General features: G+C 74.8%; 17 protein-coding genes and 2 tRNA genes. 13 read left to right on the top strand and 6 right to left on the bottom strand.

What is annotated here, in order from left to right:
- The first annotated feature begins 152 nt into the window (after nucleotides 1-152).
- The 3 genes from ACI795_RS15825 (at nucleotide 153) to ACI795_RS15815 (ending at nucleotide 1,279) form a co-directional block, all read left to right on the top strand.
- Nucleotides 153-506 carry a hypothetical protein gene (locus ACI795_RS15825; protein WP_457076489.1) on the top strand — a complete coding sequence of 118 codons (354 nt, stop codon included), beginning with the start codon at nucleotides 153-155 and terminating at the stop codon, nucleotides 504-506.
- A 151-nt stretch (nucleotides 507-657) separates the two neighbouring features.
- A complete protein-coding gene (locus tag ACI795_RS15820) occupies nucleotides 658-996 on the top strand; it encodes a WhiB family transcriptional regulator (protein WP_457076488.1) in 339 nt (112 codons plus the stop codon).
- A gap of 118 nt (nucleotides 997-1,114) precedes the next feature.
- On the top strand, nucleotides 1,115-1,279 hold the full coding sequence (locus ACI795_RS15815) for a hypothetical protein (protein ID WP_457076487.1): 165 nt from the start codon (nucleotides 1,115-1,117) through the stop codon (nucleotides 1,277-1,279).
- Nucleotides 1,280-1,360: 81 nt separating this feature from the next.
- Here ACI795_RS15815 and ACI795_RS15810 read toward each other — a convergent pair whose 3' ends face one another.
- The gene (locus ACI795_RS15810; protein WP_457076486.1) at nucleotides 1,361-2,683 is read right to left on the bottom strand and encodes an ABC1 kinase family protein; all 1,323 of its coding nucleotides are present in this window, start codon (nucleotides 2,681-2,683) and stop codon (nucleotides 1,361-1,363) included.
- A complete protein-coding gene (locus ACI795_RS15805) occupies nucleotides 2,676-3,752 on the bottom strand; it encodes a ThiF family adenylyltransferase (RefSeq protein ID WP_457076485.1) in 1,077 nt (358 codons plus the stop codon). Before ACI795_RS15805 ends, ACI795_RS15810 begins: the two co-directional genes overlap by 8 nt.
- Before the next feature lie 447 nt (nucleotides 3,753-4,199).
- Here ACI795_RS15805 and ACI795_RS15800 point away from each other — a divergent pair, with 447 nt between their 5' ends.
- A complete protein-coding gene (locus ACI795_RS15800; protein WP_457076484.1) occupies nucleotides 4,200-4,814 on the top strand; it encodes a M48 metallopeptidase family protein in 615 nt (204 codons plus the stop codon).
- Between the two features lie 151 nt (nucleotides 4,815-4,965).
- Here ACI795_RS15800 and ACI795_RS15795 read toward each other — a convergent pair whose 3' ends face one another.
- On the bottom strand, nucleotides 4,966-6,372 hold the full coding sequence (locus tag ACI795_RS15795; RefSeq protein ID WP_457076483.1) for a zinc-dependent metalloprotease: 1,407 nt from the start codon (nucleotides 6,370-6,372) through the stop codon (nucleotides 4,966-4,968).
- Nucleotides 6,373-6,544: 172 nt separating this feature from the next.
- Between ACI795_RS15795 and ACI795_RS15790 the strand changes: the two genes are divergently transcribed.
- The 8 genes from ACI795_RS15790 (at nucleotide 6,545) to ACI795_RS15755 (ending at nucleotide 14,842) form a co-directional block, all read left to right on the top strand.
- A complete protein-coding gene (locus ACI795_RS15790; protein WP_457076482.1) occupies nucleotides 6,545-7,567 on the top strand; it encodes a YlbL family protein in 1,023 nt (340 codons plus the stop codon).
- A 227-nt stretch (nucleotides 7,568-7,794) separates the two neighbouring features.
- On the top strand, nucleotides 7,795-10,761 hold the full coding sequence (locus ACI795_RS15785; protein WP_457076514.1) for a UPF0182 family membrane protein: 2,967 nt from the start codon (nucleotides 7,795-7,797) through the stop codon (nucleotides 10,759-10,761).
- A gap of 85 nt (nucleotides 10,762-10,846) precedes the next feature.
- Nucleotides 10,847-10,920 (top strand) — tRNA-Met (locus tag ACI795_RS15780).
- Between the two features lie 139 nt (nucleotides 10,921-11,059).
- Nucleotides 11,060-11,136: transfer RNA gene (locus tag ACI795_RS15775), tRNA-Met, on the top strand.
- A 154-nt stretch (nucleotides 11,137-11,290) separates the two neighbouring features.
- Complete coding sequence (gene galT, locus ACI795_RS15770) at nucleotides 11,291-12,382, top strand: galactose-1-phosphate uridylyltransferase (protein WP_457076481.1); 1,092 nt, start codon at nucleotides 11,291-11,293, stop codon at nucleotides 12,380-12,382.
- On the top strand, nucleotides 12,379-13,539 hold the full coding sequence (galK, locus tag ACI795_RS15765; RefSeq protein WP_457076480.1) for a galactokinase: 1,161 nt from the start codon (nucleotides 12,379-12,381) through the stop codon (nucleotides 13,537-13,539). Before galT ends, galK begins: the two co-directional genes overlap by 4 nt.
- A 104-nt stretch (nucleotides 13,540-13,643) precedes the next feature.
- A complete protein-coding gene (locus ACI795_RS15760) occupies nucleotides 13,644-13,931 on the top strand; it encodes a GNAT family N-acetyltransferase (protein WP_457076479.1) in 288 nt (95 codons plus the stop codon).
- Between the two features lie 41 nt (nucleotides 13,932-13,972).
- Nucleotides 13,973-14,842 carry a polysaccharide pyruvyl transferase family protein gene (locus ACI795_RS15755; protein ID WP_457076478.1) on the top strand — a complete coding sequence of 290 codons (870 nt, stop codon included), beginning with the start codon at nucleotides 13,973-13,975 and terminating at the stop codon, nucleotides 14,840-14,842.
- Here ACI795_RS15755 and ACI795_RS15750 read toward each other — a convergent pair.
- Both ACI795_RS15750 and ACI795_RS15745 read right to left on the bottom strand, forming a co-directional pair.
- Nucleotides 14,820-15,695, bottom strand: a complete 876-nt coding sequence (locus ACI795_RS15750; RefSeq protein ID WP_457076477.1) for a glycosyltransferase family 2 protein — start codon at nucleotides 15,693-15,695, stop codon at nucleotides 14,820-14,822. The genes ACI795_RS15755 and ACI795_RS15750 overlap by 23 nt on opposite strands.
- Nucleotides 15,696-15,716: 21 nt before the next feature.
- On the bottom strand, nucleotides 15,717-15,986 hold the full coding sequence (locus ACI795_RS15745) for a helix-turn-helix domain-containing protein (protein WP_457076476.1): 270 nt from the start codon (nucleotides 15,984-15,986) through the stop codon (nucleotides 15,717-15,719).
- Between the two features lie 46 nt (nucleotides 15,987-16,032).
- Here ACI795_RS15745 and map point away from each other — a divergent pair, with 46 nt between their 5' ends.
- The gene (map, locus tag ACI795_RS15740; RefSeq protein ID WP_457076475.1) at nucleotides 16,033-16,803 is read left to right on the top strand and encodes a type I methionyl aminopeptidase; all 771 of its coding nucleotides are present in this window, start codon (nucleotides 16,033-16,035) and stop codon (nucleotides 16,801-16,803) included.
- Nucleotides 16,804-16,876: 73 nt separating this feature from the next.
- Here map and ACI795_RS15735 read toward each other — a convergent pair whose 3' ends face one another.
- Nucleotides 16,877-17,551, bottom strand: coding sequence for a class I SAM-dependent methyltransferase (locus ACI795_RS15735; protein ID WP_457076474.1), 675 nt, complete (start codon nucleotides 17,549-17,551; stop codon nucleotides 16,877-16,879).
- Nucleotide 17,552: the final 1 nt, after the last annotated feature.

The raw sequence follows: 17,552 nt of genomic DNA, 5'->3' as shown, positions 1-17,552 counted from the left end.
CGCTCGGCCACCCCCTAGCCTTCGCTGCACCACCTGGGGGTGACCCAGGACGCACTCAGCACCGCTGCAGACACCACCACTGCAGAACACCGCAGCACCCGCAGGGAGCCCGGCCGGCAGGCCGCGCTCCGACCCCGGAGAGGAGGGGCCCCGTGAACAGCACCGACTTCGTCGTGACCGGCCTGGGCGTCGTGGCCCCCGAGCCGGCTGCCGCCACGTGCCCGAGCGCCCCGTCCCCGCGTCCCTGGACCGAGCGGGTCGTCCTGATGGCGCCCACCGCCGCCCCGTTCCAGGGGACCGGTCTGCCCATCGCCCCGACCGCCGTCCGGCTGCGGAGCCTGTACCCCGCCACCGACGCCGCGCTCGAGGCCACCGGTGCGCCCTACGGCGCCGGTGCGCACCTGATCGACCCCACCCGCACGGGCCTCGCCGCCACCGGCGTCCCCGCGCAGCGCACCACCAGCACCACCCCGGGTGACCTGCCCCCGGAAGACCCGCCGAGCTAGCCCGCTCGGCAGGTCCTCCTCGAGGCCGCGGAACCCGGAAACCGGGATCCGCGGCCTTCGTCTTTCTCGAGACCTCGCGGACCCACCCCGACCACCGGTCGGCGGGACCCCGTCGACCGGTCGTACCGACCGAGGAAGAGGAGGAGCGGTCGTGCCGACCACGATCGAGCCCGCGACGACCCACCGCCGGCGAGGGATCGACCGCACGCACCCGTCCACCACCGGGCTCACCCCGGCGCCGCGTCGGACGCTGCCCTGCCGGGCGTCGTCTGACCCGGACCTGTGGTTCGCCGAGACACCGGCCCAGCTGGAGGAGGCCAAGAAGCGCTGCGTCGAGTGCCCCGTCCGGGCCTCCTGCCTGGCCGGCGCCCTCGACCGGGCCGAGCCCTGGGGCGTCTGGGGCGGGGAGATCTTCGACCGCGGTGTCGTGATCGCCCGCAAGCGGCCGCGAGGGCGCCCCCCGAAGGTCCGGGCGGAGGCGGCGGCATGAGCCCCGCGCACCGCAGCACCCGGCCGGCTGCCGTCCGACGCCCGGACGGCGGCCGGCCGGCCACCCGGTGCACCACCCACCGGCGCCGCACGGCGCCCCCACACCCGGAGGACCCACGATGTTCCTGATGGACCCCGACCTGGCGCGTGACCAGGTACGGCAACGACTGGCCGACGCCGACCGGTCGGCTCGCGCCCGGCGGATCATCACCGCCCGGCGCTCCCACCGCCGGGCGGAGCGGGCCACCCGCCGCGCTGCCCGGGCCGGGGCGGCCGTCTGGTGAGCCCGCTCCGGTCACCCCTGCTCCGCCCGGGTGCGGCGGCGGACCTCCGCCTCCGCGCCCGGGCCCGCGGGGGCCGGTGGCTCAGCCGGCGAAGCCCGGCAACCACTCCTCGCACACGCCCCGGTAGGGCGCCTGCGCGTCGAGCTGGCAGAGGACGCCGATCGACCCGATGGTCACCCGGTGGATCAGCAGGTAGGCCGGCGGCAGGTTCAGCTGGCGCCCCAGCCGGCTGGCGTCGCTGCGCGGATCCCCGATCCGCACGGCCTGCTCCTGCATCCACGCGCGCGTGAACTGGAAGGACGGCACCGCGATCGGCTCCAGGAACGGCAGCACGAAGTCGAGCACGCTCTGGGCGTCGACCTCGACGTTCGGCCGCACGAACCCCTCGGTGCGCAGGTCGGCCAGCACGTCCTCGGCCCGACCCGCCAGCGCCCAGCGCACCAGGCGGCCGATCGGCTCGGGGAGCCCCCCGGGCAGCCGGGCCGTGGCACCGAAGTCGATGACCCCCAGCCGGCCGTCGGGCAGCAGCCGGTAGTTGCCCGGGTGCGGGTCGGCGTGCAGCAACCCGGCCCGCTGCGGACCGGAGAAGTGCAGCACCGCCATGAGCAGGCCGGCGCGGTCGCGCTGCTCGCGGCTGCCCCCGGCGATGACCCGGGACAGCGGGGTGCCCTCGAGCCACTCCGAGACGATCACCTTCGGCGCGCTGGCCACGACCCTCGGGATGACGATCTGGTCGTCGTCGGCGTAGGCGGCGGCGAAGCCACGCTGGGCGTCGGCCTCCAGGCCGTAGTCCAGCTCCTCCTCCGCCCGGGCCTTGAGCTCGGCGATCAGCGGCTTGACCTCCATGCCCGGGAACAGCACCGCGAACAACCGGGCGAAGCGCGCGAGCTGGTTGAGGTCGGCCATCAGGGCCGTCCCAGCGCCCGGGTACTGGATCTTGACCGCGACGTCCCGGCCGTCGCGCCAGGTCGCCCGGTGGACCTGGCCGATGCTGGCCGCCGCGGCCGGGGTGTCGTCGAACTCCCGGAAGCGCTCGCGCCACCGGCCACCCAGCTGCTGGGCAAGCACCGCGTGCACGGTGCGCACCGGCATCGGCGGCGCCGCCTCCTGCAGCTTGACCAGGGCCTCGCGGTAGGGTCCGGCCATCTCGTCGGGCACGGCGGCCTCGAAGATCGACAGCTGCTGGCCGAGCTTCATCGCACCGCCCTTCAGCTGCCCGAGGACGGCGAAGAGCTGCTCCGCGGTGCGCTGCTGGAGCTCGGCGTCGACCTCCTCGGCCGGCCGGCCGGAGAGCCGCTTGCCGATGCCGAGGGTGGCCCGCCCGGCGGCACCGAGCGGCAGGGCTGCCAGCCGGGCCGTTCGGGACACCGCCCCCCGTGGGATGTCCCGCCCGGTGTCACTCACCACTCCATTGTCCCCTCTCCGCCGTTCCTCCGCCCTGTGCCGCGGCCCCGCAGCCGCAGTCCGGGTGCGCGGGCCAGCGTCGCAGCCGGGGTTCGAGCGACGGTGGCCGCAGCTCCAGCGCGGCGCCCAGCACTCCCGGGGCCCGGTCGCCGCCGTCGAGGTGGGCGAGCGCCTGCACGGCGGCGGTCACCGCGGTGGCCAGGCAGGTGAGCGTGCTGCCGGCCGGTCCGGGGTCCGCGGCAGCGAGCTGGGCGGCGACGGCCGGCCAGGCAGGGTCGTCGTCCCGGCGCCACGCGTCGGCGCAGCGCAGGCAGCTGCTCGCGCCCGGGACCACCAGGGGACCGACCACCCCGGTGTCCCCGCGCACCGTCGCGATCAGGTGCGGCAGCCCGTCGCGGTGCAGTGCGGCGGTCAGCGGGTCGACGGCCGCCCAGGGGCGGCACAGCACCACCAGGTCGGGGCGCTGTTCCGGAGGGAGCGGGCGCAGGTCGGTCAGCGGGCTGGCACGCCGGACCGCATCGGCGGCCGCCAGCACCCGCGGCCGGCCCTCGTCGCCGGTGGCGACACCGCCGACGACCGGGTCCCCGGCCGTGGTCAGGCCACGGTCGCGGACGGAGACCCGGCCCACGCCGCTGGCGGCCAGCAGGGCCGCGAGCGGGGTGCCGACCCGGGTCGCGCCGTCGACGACCACGGCGCTCTGCCGCCGGATCCGCCAGCCGCCCGCGGCGACCGTGGGCAGCTCCAGCCCGGCGCGGGCGGCGGCCGCGGGGCCGGGGTCGGTGGCCAGCAGGTCGCCGGCGGTGACGTCGTGCAGCAGCCCGGCGCCCCGCAGCCCGGCCAGCAGGTCCGCGACGACGTCGTCCGCGAGCCCGGCCGCGGACCAGTCGCCGCGCAGCGTGCGTTCGGGTCGCCGGCCGTCGACGCCGGCGAGCAGCCGGGCGAGCTCGGGGCCCGCCGGCCACACCCGCACACCGTCGCGCCCGTCGACCCCGCCCACCTGCACCGTGCCGTCGTCCGGGCACGTCACCGGGGTGGTGGCGGGGAGCAGAGGGTGCGGGGTCTCGGTCACCGGCAGGAGGGTGCCAGCGGCGGCCACCGCGGCGCCGGCGTCGTCCACAGGCACGGACGTCACGAGACCCCCGGGTGCACCCCGATCTGCCTTCCCCGTGCAGACCGGCGATTCCCCGGGGGCCTCGTCGCCAGCGACGTTAGGGTCCGCCGGGGGCACCGTCAACGCAGCTCGCCCACACCCTGTGGACGGCGCTGTGGACACGGTGGGGACCCGGCGGGGTGTCGCTGTGCACTGCCGGGGGAACGGTCCGTGGGCAGCCCGGGGGCAAGGGGGCCGGCGGGCCGTCCACCTGCACCGACGTCCTCCCCGGGCTGTGGAGGACGGAAAGTCGTTCCACCGTTCGGGGGACCCGCGGGCGGTGCCTGTCCACTGACCGTGTGGACCTGTCCACCACCGGGTGTCGGCCGGCTGGGCGCACCCGCTGCCGACGGCTACCGTGCGTCCGTGCACCAGCGACCCGAGCGCCGCGCGGCCGCCTCGACCTCCGCCGCTCCGGCGCTGACCGCGATGAGCGGGCCCGTCGAGGTGCGCCGCAGCGCTCGGCGTCGGCGCACCGTGACCGCCTACCGGGAGAACGGCCGCACCGTCGTGCTGATCCCGGCCGCGTTCACCGCGGCCGAGGAGCGCCGCTGGGTGGACCAGATGGTGGCCAAGCTGCAGACCCGCGAGGAGCGGCGCAAGCGCACCCTCGGCTCGGACGACGACCTGATGGCCCGCGCCCGGCAGCTCGCCGAGGCCCACCTGGGCGGACGGGCCGTCCCGGCCAGCGTGCGCTGGGTCGACAACCAGAACCGGCGGTGGGGGTCGTGCACCCCGGCCGACCGCACGATCCGGCTGTCCAGCCGGCTGCGGGGCATGCCGGAGTTCGTCGTGGACTACGTGCTCGTCCACGAACTCGCCCACCTGCTCGAGCCCAACCACGACCAGCGGTTCTGGGCGCTCGTGCACGCCTATCCGCGGGCCGAGCGGGCGCTGGGGTTCCTCGAGGGCGTCGAGCACGGCGGGCGCACCTCGCCCGCCGCGCCCGACGACGACCTGGAGCCCGGCGCCATCGACTGAAGAAGGTGGAAGGACCCCGTCCTCCTCACCCCTCGCAGGCTCGGGGCGAGCCTCGGGACGGGGCCGACCCCCACCGCTCGCACGCTCGCGGCGGGCACCTGCGGCGGGGCCGTTCCAGCACGTCGCCGCGCTCGCGGCCGGGGCTGCTCTGTCAGCTGCGGGGGGTGTCGCCGTCCCCGGCGCCCGGCTCGTCGCCGCCGTCGGGAGCCGCGTCCCGGTCCTGCCCGCCAACCCCGTCGGTGAGCTCGGCGAAGGGATCTGCCGCGCCCTGGCGGGCGACGAAGTCCAGCGGCTCGTCCAGGTCGTCCGACGTCGGCAGCAAGTCCGGGTGCGACCAGAGCCGGTCACGCTCCCCGCTGCCGTGCTGCTGGGCCATGGCGCCCCACACCGTGCTGGCGTCGCGCAGCCGGCGCGGGCGCAGCTCCAGCCCGACCAGGGTGGCGAAGGTCTGCTCGGCCGGGCCACCGGAGGCCCGGCGACGGCGCATCGTCTCGGCCAGCGCGGAGTGCCCGGGCAGCCGCTCGGCGGCCGCGGCAGCGACCACGCTGTCCACCCAGCCCTCGACCAGGGCCAGCAGGGTCTCCAGCCGACGCAGGGCCATCTGCTGTTCGGGGGTCTCCTCCGGCTCCAGCACCCCGCTGCCCAGCAGCCGCTGGATGCTCTCCGGATCGCTGGGGTCCAGGCCGCCCTCCATGCCGCCCATGGCGTCCTGGATGCTCCGCTCGATCGCCTCGCGGTCGACGTGGATGCCCCGGGCGTAGGCGTGCACGGCGTCGGTGAGCTGCTGGCGCAGCCACGGGACGTGCGCGAACAGCCGCTGGTGGGCGGCCTCGCGCAGCGCGAGGAAGAGCCGGACCTCGTCCTCGGGACGGTCCAGTCCGGCGCCGAAGGCGGCGACGTTCTGCGGCACCAGCACGCCGGCGCCCTGCGGGCCCAGGGGCAGCCCGACGTCGGTGCTGGTGGTGACCTCGTCGGCGAGGCGGGCCAGCGCCTGGCCGACCTGGGCGCCGAACATGACGCCGCCCATCTGCCCCATGATCCCGGCCAGCGGGCCGGCGATCGAGGCGGCCTCGGCGGGCAGGGCGCTGGTCATGGCGGCCACCACCCGCTCGGCCAGCGGGTCGATGAGCGCGGCCCACGCGGGCAGGGTCTGCTCCACCCACTCCACGCGCGACCAGGCCAGGCCGCGGTCGACGCCCGAGGGCAGCTCGGTGACCTGGTCCAGCCAGAGGTCGGCCAGGCGGAGCGCCTCGGTGACCGCGGAACGCTCACCGGCGGAGGTGGGCTGGTGGCCCGGGGCCAGCTGGCTGATCGCCCCCTGCCGCGCCAGGTCCCAGTTCACCGGGCCGCCGGACCAGTTCATCAGCTTCTGCAGCTCGGCGAACAGCGGCATCTTGCCCATCAGGTCGGCCGGGCCGCCGGCGGCGCCGAAGAGGGCCCCCAGGCCGAACGGGTCGTTCCCGGCCGGGCCACCGCCGGAGCCGCCCGGGCCGCCGGACTCGCCCCGGCGCTCGGGGTCGCGGTCGGGGACGCCGAAGCCGAACGGGAGATCACTCATGACCCCACCGTAGACGCGGACGGCGGTCCGCAGCGCGCCTGCGGGCCCTCCCCGGCGACCGGGCGTTGCGCTCTCGGCGGAGCGCGCTCCGCGGCCGACGACAGGCAGGTCACCTACTCTCGCCGTTCGACAGGCGCCCAGGGTCGGTGGTCGCGCCGGACGAGGAGGAGACGTGAGCCGTCGGACCACCGTGCTGGTCGCCGGGTCGGTGTTGCTGCTCGTGTTCGGCGCCCTCGGCTCGCTGCTGCCGGTGCCCTACGTCGCGCAGGTGCCCGGGCCGACGTACAACACGCTCGGCGAGATCGACGGCACGCCGATCATCAGCGTGACCGGCCGGGAGGCGAACGAGACCTCCGGCAACCTGAACCTGACCACCGTCGGCGTCCCCTCGGGGCCGCTGACGCTGGTCGGTGCGGTGCAGGGCTGGTTCGACGACGAGGTCACCGTGGTGCCCCGCGAGCAGGTGTACCCGTCGGGCCAGTCGGAGGAGGAGACCCGCCAGCAGAACCGGCAGGCCTTCCTCACCTCCGAGCAGGCCGCCCGCGGCGCGGCCCTGGGGGAGCTGGGGTACCCGGAGGAGGTCGTCGTCCAGGGGCTGATCGACGGCTCGCCGGCGGAGGGGACGCTGCAGGCCGGCGACGCCGTCCAGGCCGTCGACGGGACGCCGACCCCGGACTTCGAGACGCTCGCCGAGGTGCTCGGCGCGATCCCGCCGGGCACCGAGGTCGTGGTCGACTACACCCGGCTCGGCGAGGCCGCCAGCGGCACCGTCACGACGGTCGCCGCCCCCGAGGGGGAGGGGTCCGCGCTGGGCATCAGCGTGCTGGAGACCCCGTACGCGCCGTTCGACGTGGAGATCCGGGTGGACGACGTCGGTGGCCCGTCGGCCGGCCTGATGCTCAGCCTCGGCATCATCGACCTGGTGGGGGACACCGACCTCACCGGCGGCGCCGTGGTGGCGGGCACCGGGACGATCGACGTCGACGGCACGGTGGGGCCCATCGGCGGCATCCCGCTGAAGCTGGTGTCCGCCCGGGAGATCGGTGCCGAGCTGTTCCTGGTGCCCAGCGCCAACTGCGCCGAGGCGCTGGCCAACGCCCAGCCCGGTCTCCCGATGGCCGAGGTGGCCACCCTGGACGACGCGCTCCAGGCGCTGGCCGACCTGCGGGCCGGCGTCACCCCCGACCCCTGCTGACCGCGGGCAGCGGCGACCGTCGACCCTTCTCCTCCCGAGGGCCTCGGGAACCCCGCGCGGTCGGCAGCAGTTGAGGATGCGACCCAGGAGTGTCCGGTGCCCCACGGGTGCTGCCGGTGCCCCTACGGTCGGACCTGGAACCGGCGCCGAGCCGGTCCCGGACAAGCCCTTCCTCGAGAACACCGCTCTTCGAGAACGTCGCAACAGACAGGAGACCGACCGTGGCCATGCGGCCCCCCGTGCCGGTGCCGACGCTGTCCCGGCGCGCCAAGCTGGTCATCGGCGTCGTCGCCGTCCTGCTGGTGCTGTTCACCGTCACCGGCACCCTGACCAACGTCTACGTCGACTACCTCTGGTTCGACGAGACCGACTTCACCGAGGTCTTCTGGACCGAGGTCCAGACCCGCGCGCTGCTGTTCGCCGTGGCGGGCGTCGCCACCGGCGGCCTGGTCGCGCTGGCCGTCCACCTGGCCTACCGCTTCCGGCCCACCTTCCGGCCGATGTCGCTGGAGCAGCAGAACCTCGAGCGCTACCGGCAGTCGGTCGAGCCGCGCCGCAAGACGCTGCTGACCGCCCTGGCCGTGGTGCTGGGCCTCTTCGCCGGTCTCACCGCGCAGGGCAGCTGGCGCACCTGGCTGGAGTTCCGCAACGCGACCGACTTCGGCCGGGTCGACCCCCAGTTCGGCCTGGACATCTCGTTCTTCGTCTTCGACTACCCCTTCTACCGGCTGGCGCTGGGCTTCGGGTTCGCGATCGTGCTGCTGGCGCTGATCGGCTCGGTGCTCACCCACTACGTCTTCGGCGGCCTGCGGCTGCAGACGCCGGGGCAGAAGCTCAGCGGCGCCGCCCGCGTGCAGCTGTCGGTGCTGGTCGGGCTGTTCGTCGCGCTGAAGGCGGTCGCCTACTGGCTGGACCGCTACGGGCTGGTCTACTCCAACCGCGGCGACTTCTTCACCGGCGCCTCCTACACCGACGTGAACGCGCTGCTGCCGGCGAAGAACATCCTGGTCTTCGTGGCGGCGATCTGCGCCATCGCCTTCTTCGCCAACATCCTGGTGCGCAACACCCTGCTGCCGGCTGCCGCGCTGGTGCTGCTGCTGGTGGCCAGCCTGGTGATCGGGGTGGCCTACCCGGCCATCGTGCAGCAGTTCGTCGTCCGGCCCTCGGCCGACCAGCGCGAGCAGGAGTACACCGAACGCGCCATCGAGTCGACGCTGGACGCCTACGGTCTCGGCGACGTCGAGTACGTCCCCTACGCCCAGGACCAGACCACCGGCGGTGACGCCGGTGAGGCCGACGTCACCGACAACGCCGACACCGAGGCGGCGCTGGCGGAGCTGGCCGACTCCCCGACGATCTCCAACGCCCGACTGCTCGACCCGAACGTCCTCTCCGCGACGTTCACCGCCCGCCAGCAGATCCGCAACGTCTACGGCTTCCCGGAGAAGCTGGACATCGACCGGTACACCGTCGACGGCGAGCTGCAGGACTACGTGGTCGCCGTCCGCGAGCTGGACCAGGCGGGGCTGAGCGAGAACCAGAGCAGCTGGATCAACCGGCACACCGTCTACACCCACGGCAACGGCTTCGTGGCCGCCCCGGCCAACCAGGTCGTCGCCGGGCAAGAGGGCGGCGAGCCGGACTTCACCACCGGCAACCTGCCGACCACCGGTGACATCGACGTCGACCAGGCCCGCATCTACTACGGCGAGCTGATGAACGTCGGCGGGCAGGACGTCTACTCGGTGGTGGGCGGCACGGACGAGCCGCGCGAGTTCGACCTGCCCGAGGGGGGCTCGGACGAGCGCGAGATCAACTCCACCTACGACGGTGAGGGCGGGGTGTCGATCGGCAGCTTCTTCCGCCAGCTGACCTTCGCGATCTTCTACCGCGAGCGGAACTTCCTGCTCTCCGATGCGGTCAACGACGAGTCGAGGGTGCTCTACGTCCGTGACCCGCTGCAGCGGGTGGAGAAGGCCGCGCCCTTCCTCACCGTGGACGGCGACCCCTATCCGGCGGTGATCGACGGCCGGGTGCAGTGGATCCTCGACGGCTACACGACGTCGGACGCCTACCCGTACGCCGAGCAGATGTCGCTGGGCGAGGCGGCCACCGACGCGCTGACCGGCGTCGGCACCACGGCCCTGCCCGACCAGCAGTTCAACTACATCCGCAACTCGGTCAAGGCGACCGTCGACGCCTACGACGGCACGGTCACGCTCTACGCGTGGGAGGAGGACGACCCGGTCCTCGCCACCTACATGAAGGCCTTCCCGGGCACCGTGCAGCCGCGCAGCGAGATGTCGCAGGAGCTGATCAGCCACGTCCGGTACCCGGAGGACCTGTTCAAGCTCCAGCGGGACGTGCTGACCCGGTACCACGTGGCCAACCCGATCGACTTCTACAACCAGAACGACCGCTGGCAGGTGCCGAACGATCCGACCCGGGAGGTGGAGGAGGCCCAGCCGCCGTACTACATCCTGGCGCAGCGGCCGGGCGACGAGCAGGCCAGCTTCCAGCTGACCAGCGCGCTCAACGCCTTCAACCGGGACAACCTGTCGGCGTTCATCTCGGCCTCGTCGGCGCCGGAGACCTACGGCGAGATCCAGGTGCTGCGGCTGCCGGGCAACACGCCCTACCGCGGTCCGCTGCAGGTGCAGAACGCCTTCAGGTCGAACAACCAGGTGCGCCCGGACCTCACCTTGTTCGAGAGCGACAACTCGGAGCCGGTGTTCGGCAACCTGCTGACGCTGCCCATCGGGGACGCCGGGCTCGTGTACGTGGAACCCCTCTACGTGCAGGGCACCGGCGCCGGCGGGTTCCCGCTGCTGCAGAAGGTGCTGGTGAACTACCAGGACCGGATCGGCTACGCGAACACCCTGGCCGAGGCGCTGACCCAGGTCTTCGGTGAGGGCGCCGGGGAGGCCGCCCCGGACAGCGACGGGGCCGGTGGCGACGCGCCCGCACCCGAGGAACCGGCGGATCCGGGCGCCGGCCCGCCGGCGGAGGACGACGGCGGTTCGGCGACCGTCGAGTCCGCCCTGGCGGACATCGACGCGGCGATCGATGCGCTGGCGGACGCCCAGCGCAACGCCGACTTCGCGGCGATCGGCCAGGCGCAGGCGGACCTGCAGGCGGCGGTCGAGGCCTACCAGGCGGCGCAGGCCGCCGGGGCGGCCGCGCCGGCCGACTGACGGGTGGAGCTGCGCGGTGCCCTCGGGTGCCGCGCAGCCCCCCTCGGCAGGGCCGCGGGGACGTGGGGTATGGTTGTCCTACCGACGCGGGGTGGAGCAGCTCGGTAGCTCGCTGGGCTCATAACCCAGAGGTCGCAGGTTCAAATCCTGCCCCCGCTACTCGTCCGGAGGGCCGGTCACCGTCAGGTGACCGGCCCTCCGTCATGTGCGGGCCGGGTTCGTCGACCCGGGGCTCCGGCCGGGTCGGGGACCCCCGGTTCGCACTCGGTCGCGAGGTGGGGTAATCTGTTCTCACCGACGCGGGGTGGAGCAGCTCGGTAGCTCGCTGGGCTCATAACCCAGAGGTCACAGGTTCAAATCCTGTCCCCGCTACCAACCCGGAGGCCCGGTCACCGTTCTGGTGACCGGGCCTTCGGTCTGTGTGGCGGCGCCGACCCGGTTCCCCGGGCTCCGGTGGCCGCCCGGGACGGAGAGGACGCAGTCGATGGGACCGGGGTCGCCAGAGGCGCCGCAGAGCTGGACCGGACAGGTGACCGAGCGGACGCTCGCCGACGGTCGCCCGATCCTCTACTTCGACGACGAGCGCCGGGCCGGGCCCGTGCACGAGGCCGTCGACCAGCGACCGCTCGAGGAGTCCCCGCACGCCGGTGAGGTGCGCTACGACGTGCTCACCGGGGAATGGGTGACCATCGCCGGCCACCGGATGAACCGGACGTTCCTGCCCGCGGCCGCGGACTGCCCGCTCGACCCCACCCGCGACCCGGCCCGCCCCAGCGAGGTGCCCGACAGCGAGTACGACGTCGTCGTCTTCGCCAACCGGTTCCCCAGCTTCGCGCCGGAGACCGTCGGCCCGGACGCCGCCCCGCCGCCGTTCGGCCCGGCCGACGGGCCGGCGTACGGCCACTGCGACGTCGTGGTCTTCTCCAGCGACCACGAGGCCTCCGTCGTCGACCTGCCGGCCCGGCGGATGCGCACCGTGGTGGAGGCCTGGGCGCAGCGGACCGCGGCTCACTCGGCCGACCCGCGCATCGCCCAGGTGTTCGTCTTCGAGAACCGCGGCCAGGAGATCGGCGTCACGCTGACCCACCCGCACGGGCAGATCTACGCCTACCCGTTCCTCCCGCCGCGCGCCGGCCAGCTGGTCGAGCAGGCGCGCCGACACCGTGCGGCGACCGGCGGCAACCTGCTGGCCGACGTGCTGCACGCCGAGCAGGCCGCGGGCCGGCGGGTCGTGCTGGCCGGTGAGCACTGGACCGCCTACGTGCCCCGCGCCGCCCGCTGGCCGGTGGAGGTGCACCTGGCCCCGCACCGGGACGTCCCCGACCTGGCGGCGCTGGACGACGCGGAGAAGGCCGAGCTGGCCGTGGTCTACCAGGAGCTGCTGCGCCGGGTCGACCGGTTCCACCCCGGTGTCGACCGGGTGCCCTACATCGCCGGCTGGCACCAGGCGCCCACCGGCGAGGACCGCGACCTCGGCCGGCTGCACCTGCAGCTGTTCTCGCTGCTGCGCGCGCCGGGCAAGCTGAAGTACCTGGCCGGCTCGGAGTCGGGCATGGGCGCCTGGATCAACGACACGACGCCGGAGCGGATCGCCGACCGGCTGCGCGAGGTGGCCTCGTGACCACCCACGAGCAGGCCGACCTCGCGGTGACGGCCCTCCGGGACGCCTTCGCCGTCGAGCCGGACGGCGTCTGGACCGCGCCCGGCCGGGTGAACCTGATCGGTGAGCACGTCGACTACAACGGCGGCCGCTGCCTGCCGATGGCGCTGACCCGGGTCACCGCCGCGGCCGCACGCCGCCGGGACGACGACGTCGTCCGGCTGATCAGCACCGACCCGGAGGCACCGGCGTTCGAGGGCACGCTCGCCGCGCTGGGCCCGGGTCAGGTCGAGGGCTGGGTCGGCTACGCCGCGGGCACCCTGTGGGCGGTGCAGCAGGCCGGGATCGACGTCCCGGGCCTGGACCTGGCGGTCAGCAGCGACGTGCCGCTGGGCGCGGGCCTGTCCAGCTCCGCGTCGCTGGAGGCCGCGGTGGCGATCGCGGCGGCCGAGCTGGCCGGCCGGGCCGACTCGTCCGAGCTGCGCCACCTGCTGGTGCAGGCCGCCATCCGGGCGGAGAACGAGGTGGTCGGCGCCGGCACCGGCGGCATGGACCAGACCGTCGCCCTGCTGGCCGAGGAGGGCTCGGCCCTGCTCATCCACACCCGCGACTTCCGCACCGAGCCCGTGCAGCTCGGACTCGCCGAGGCCGGGCTGGAGCTGATGGTCATCGACACCCGGGTGAAGCACACGCTCGCCGACGGTCAGTACGCCCAGCGGCGCGCCGACTGCGACGAGGCGGCCCGGCAGCTCGGCCTGGAGTGGCTCTCCGACGCCACCGAGGCCGACGTCGACCGGCTGACCGACGCGCGGTTGCGGGCGCGCACCCGGCACGTCGTGGGGGAGAACCAGCGGGTCGACCGGGTCGTCGAGCTGGTCCGGGCCGGCCGGGTGGCCGAGATCGGGCCGCTGCTGGACGCCTCGCACACCTCGCTGCGCGACGACTACGAGGTCTCGGCGGTGGAGCTCGACGTCGTCGTCGAGGCCGCCCGCGGGGCAGGCGCGCTGGGGGCACGGATGGTCGGCGGCGGGTTCGGCGGCTCGGCGATCGCGCTGATCCACCCCGGCGACGCGCAGGCGGTCAGCGACGCCGTCGTCGCCGCCTGCCGCGAGCAGGGCCTCACCGAGCCGGGCACGCTCACCGTCACCTCCGGCCCCGCGGCGCGCCGGCTGTCCTGATGAAGGGCCCCCTTGCCCCCCACCGCTCGCGAGCTCGCGGCGGGCCCCGGCAAGGGGGCCGTCCCCGGGGAACAGCACCACGGCCAGGGGAGTTGGTCCCGGGCATGGAGACGACCGTCACTGACGCCCCCGAGGACAGCCGCTACGAGATCCGCGACGGCGATCGCCTGCTGGGCCTCGCCGCCTACCAGCGTCGCGGCGACCAGGTGGTGTTCACCCACACCGAGGTCGACAGCGGCGAGGAGAACTCGGGGCTGGGCAGCACGCTGGTCCGGGCCGCGCTGGACGACGTCCGCAGCAAGGGGCAGACCGTCGTCCCGATGTGCTCGTTCGTGCGTGGCTGGATCGAGCGGCACCCCGAGTACCGGGACCTGGTCGCCGCCGAGTCCTGACCGGCTGCAACCAGGGCGGGGCCGCCTGAGAAGGTGGGGGCATGCGCGTCCTGGTCGCCGGGTGGTTCAGTTTCGACGAGGTCATCGCGACCATCGGTGACGAGCTGGGGGCCGATGTCGTCACCGGGTGGCTCCGTGAGCTCGGGGTCGACCACGACGTGGCGTGGGCGCCCTACCTGCAGCGAGGTCCGCACTGGCGTGACGTCGACCCGGCGCAGTACACGCACCTGGTCTTCGTCAGCGGGCCGGTGTCGGACACCCCGCTGCTGCGCGAGCTGACCAGCGCCTTCGCCGGGGCCCAGCGCTGGGCGGTGAACGTCTCGGTGGTCTCCGACGCCGGCCGTGCGCTGTTCGACCGGGTCTGGGAGCGCGACGCCCCCGGCATCGCCCGGCCCGACCTCGCGATCGGCACGACCACGCCCGACGTCCCGGTGATCGCCGTGGCCTTCGCCCCGCCGCAGGAGGAGTACGGCGACCGCAGCCGGGCCGGGGAGGTGCGGGCGGCGATCGAGGGCTGGCTCGGTGCCCGGGCGATCCCGTGGTTCGAGCTCACCATGGATCTGTTCGAGAAGCCGCACGAACGCTTCCCCTCCCAGGTCGAGGCGCTGATCCGGCGGGCCGACGTGGTGCTCAGCATGCGGTTGCACGCGCTGGTCCTGGGACTGGCGCACGGGACGCCGGTGATCGCCTGTGACTCGATCGTCGGGGGCGCGAAGGTGAGCGCCCAGGCGGCGTCGCTGGGCTGGCCGGTCGTGCTGCGGGCCGGCGAGATCGACCCGGTGACGCTGGACGCGGCCTTGGAGCACGCTCTCTCGGGCACGCTGACCGGCGAGATCGCGGAGGCCCAGCGGCGCGGCGCCGAGGGCAACGCGGCCGCCCGCGACTGGTTCACCCGCCAGCTGCAGGGCTGAGGGGGCGCTGGGCGGCGGCGAACCGCCGCTCCAGCTCGGCGGGCACCGGCCGGCGCTGCCGCAGGGCGGCAGGCAGCCGCCGCAGCACACCGGCCAGCGCCGAGCGGGCGGCCGGCTCGCGCAGGGAGCGGCGGGCCAGCCGGGCGGTGGAGGCGAGGGCCACCGGCAGCGGCCGGCGCAGCCAGTCGACCAGCACGTCGTTGCGGGTCTGCAGCGCCCACCGCTGCGGGGAGGGCTGGTCCGGGCCGGCCGGGTCGTGCCAGGCGACGACGTCGTCGGCGTAGGCGAGCAGCCAGCCGGCAGCGGCCAGGTCGAAGGCGAGCAGGTGCTCCTCGCCGCCGAAGAACAGGAACGGGGAGAACCCGCCCACGGCCAGGTAGGCGTCCCGGCGGACGACGGCGGCGAAGGCCGGGAAGCTGAGCACGTCCGGGCCGGGTGCGCCGGGGGAGCGGCCCAGCACGGCGGCCCGGTGCTTGACCGACACCCGGTCGTCGGAGCCGTCCGCGGCCAAGCGGACGCGGCCGACCAGCACCGCGACCTGCGGGTGGGCGTCGAGCAGCTCGGCGGCCCGCTGCAGCGCCCCGGGCTCCCACCACGAGTCGTCGTCGGCGAAGGCCACGTAGGGCGTGGTCGCCCGCCGGACGCCGTCGGTGCGGGCGACCGCGCCGGCGTTCGCCGGTAGCTCCACGACGCCGACCCGCGGGTGCGTCTCACGGACGGCCGCTCCAGTGCCGTCGGACGACGCGTTGTCGACCACCACGATCGGCTGCCCGCCGACATCGAGGTGCGCGAGTGACCGCAGCAGGGACTCCCGCCGGTCGCGGGTGGCGATGACGACGCTGACGCGGTGCACGCCCCAGGTCTACCCGAGCAGTCAGGCGGTGAGCGCGGCACCCTCGGCCGGGGACTGCAGCGCCGCGATGAGGGTGTCGAGCGGCAGGTCGAGGGCGCCGGCCAGCGCGGCGACGGTGAAGAACGCCGGCGTCGGCACCCGGCCGGACTCGATCTTCCGCAACGCCTCCGGGCTCACCCCGGAGGCAGCGGCGACCTCGGCGGGGGAGCGGTCGCCCCGGGCCTCGCGGAGCAGCGCCCCCAGCCGGCGGCCGCGCTCACGCTCCTCGAGGGTCAGCGGCGGGCGAACCATGGCCGTGATAGTAATACCGGGATACCAATACCGGAAGGAACTCCAGATGATCGAGCTGCGGACGCCGGGGGAGATCGACGCCATGCGCGCCGCCGGCGCGGTGGTCGCCGACATGCACGCGGCGGTGCAGGCGGCGGCGGCCCCGGGTGTCCGGCTGACCGAGCTGGACGCGATCGCCCGCGACGTCCTCGCCGACGCCGGGGCGACGTCGCCGTTCCTGGGCTACGCCCCGCTGTCGACCACGCCGCCGTTCCCCGGCGTGCTCTGCCTGTCGGTCAACGACGTGGCGCTGCACGGCATCCCCACCGCCCAGGAGCTGGCGGACGGCGACCTGCTCAGCGTCGACGCCGGCGCGACGCTGGACGGCTGGGTGGGCGACGCGGCGCGGACCTACCCGATCGGCACGCCGCGCCCCGAGGACCTCGTGCTGGTCGACACGACCACTCGGGCACTGGAGGCGGGCATCGCCGCCGCCGTCGTCGGCAACAAGGTCGGTGACATCTCCGCCGCCATCGGTGCCGTCGGGCGGGCCGGTGGGTGCGGGATCAACACCGACCAGGGCGGGCACGGGGTCGGCCGCACCATGCACGAGGCGCCGCACGTGCCCAACGAGGGCCGGCCCGGCCGCGGGCTGCCGCTGCGGGCCGGCCTGGTGATCGCGATCGAGCCGTGGTTCCTGGCCGGCGGCAGCGACGACTACCGGGTCGACGCCGACGGCTGGACGCTGCGCAGCGCCGACGGCAGCCGCGCCGCCCACGTCGAGCACACGGTCGCGGTCACGGAGGACGGCCCGCGCATCCTCACCGCCCCGCGCTGACCCGCCGTTGTGCGCTCGTCGTCGGTCTCTGGTCGGGGAACCGACGATGAACGCACCACGGGGCCACGTCGCGTCAGGCGCGGACGGCGCCGAACCAGTCCGGGTCAGAAGGGGTCAGCTCGACCCGTTGCAGTCCGGCGCGGGCCAAGGCGGCGTCGAGGTCGACGAACGCCAGTCGGCGGGCCCGGAAGGGGTGCCGCCAGCTGGCCCCGTCGATCGTGTACGTCACCTCGCCGGTCAGCAGTCCGTCGGCGAGTGCGGCGACGGTGAACCGGGAGTCGGCGGCACCGACCTGCCCGTCGTGCACCTCGCCGGTGCGCAGCCCGTCGAACCATGCCGGCGGGTGCCACTGGGCGAGCAGCCGACCGGTGGGGGACAAGTGCCGCCCTGCGGCCGCCAACAGGCCGTGCCGCAGGCCGTCGTCCGGTGTGTTGACCAGGTGGCTGGCCAGCAGCACGACGCCGAACCGCTCCTCCAGGTCCAGACCCGTGATCTCGGCCTGGTGGATCCGCGCCCGCCGCACGTGCGCCAGCATGTCGGCGGAGTCGTCGACGGCAAGCACGTCGTGCCCGAGGTCGACGAGGGGGTCGGCGATCCGGCCGGCCCCCGCCCCGAGGTCGAGCACACTCGCACCGGGCCCCGCCCATGAGTGCACGAGCCCCGGCTCGCCGAGCGCAGGCAGTCCCCGGTAGACCTCGACCGGGCAGCCGTCCGCGGTCACCGCGCCGGTACCGCGGACGGCGCTCACG

The organism is Modestobacter sp. SYSU DS0290 (assembly GCF_054050955.1).
The sequence above is the reverse complement of the archived record's forward strand: the minus strand, read 5'-3'. Positions and strand labels throughout refer to the sequence as shown.

Excerpts from the sequence above, each read along its gene's own strand:
- ACI795_RS15795 (WP_457076483.1), bottom strand. The coding sequence starts at position 6,372 with ATGAGTGATCTCCCGTTCGGCTTCGGCGTCCCCGACCGCGACCCCGAG.
- ACI795_RS15815 (WP_457076487.1), top strand. The coding sequence starts at position 1,115 with ATGTTCCTGATGGACCCCGACCTGGCGCGTGACCAGGTACGGCAACGA.
- ACI795_RS15760 (WP_457076479.1), top strand. The coding sequence starts at position 13,644 with ATGGAGACGACCGTCACTGACGCCCCCGAGGACAGCCGCTACGAGATC.
- ACI795_RS15745 (WP_457076476.1), bottom strand. The coding sequence starts at position 15,986 with ATGGTTCGCCCGCCGCTGACCCTCGAGGAGCGTGAGCGCGGCCGCCGG.
- map (WP_457076475.1), top strand. The coding sequence starts at position 16,033 with ATGATCGAGCTGCGGACGCCGGGGGAGATCGACGCCATGCGCGCCGCC.
- ACI795_RS15785 (WP_457076514.1), top strand. The coding sequence starts at position 7,795 with ATGCGGCCCCCCGTGCCGGTGCCGACGCTGTCCCGGCGCGCCAAGCTG.
- ACI795_RS15755 (WP_457076478.1), top strand. The coding sequence starts at position 13,973 with ATGCGCGTCCTGGTCGCCGGGTGGTTCAGTTTCGACGAGGTCATCGCG.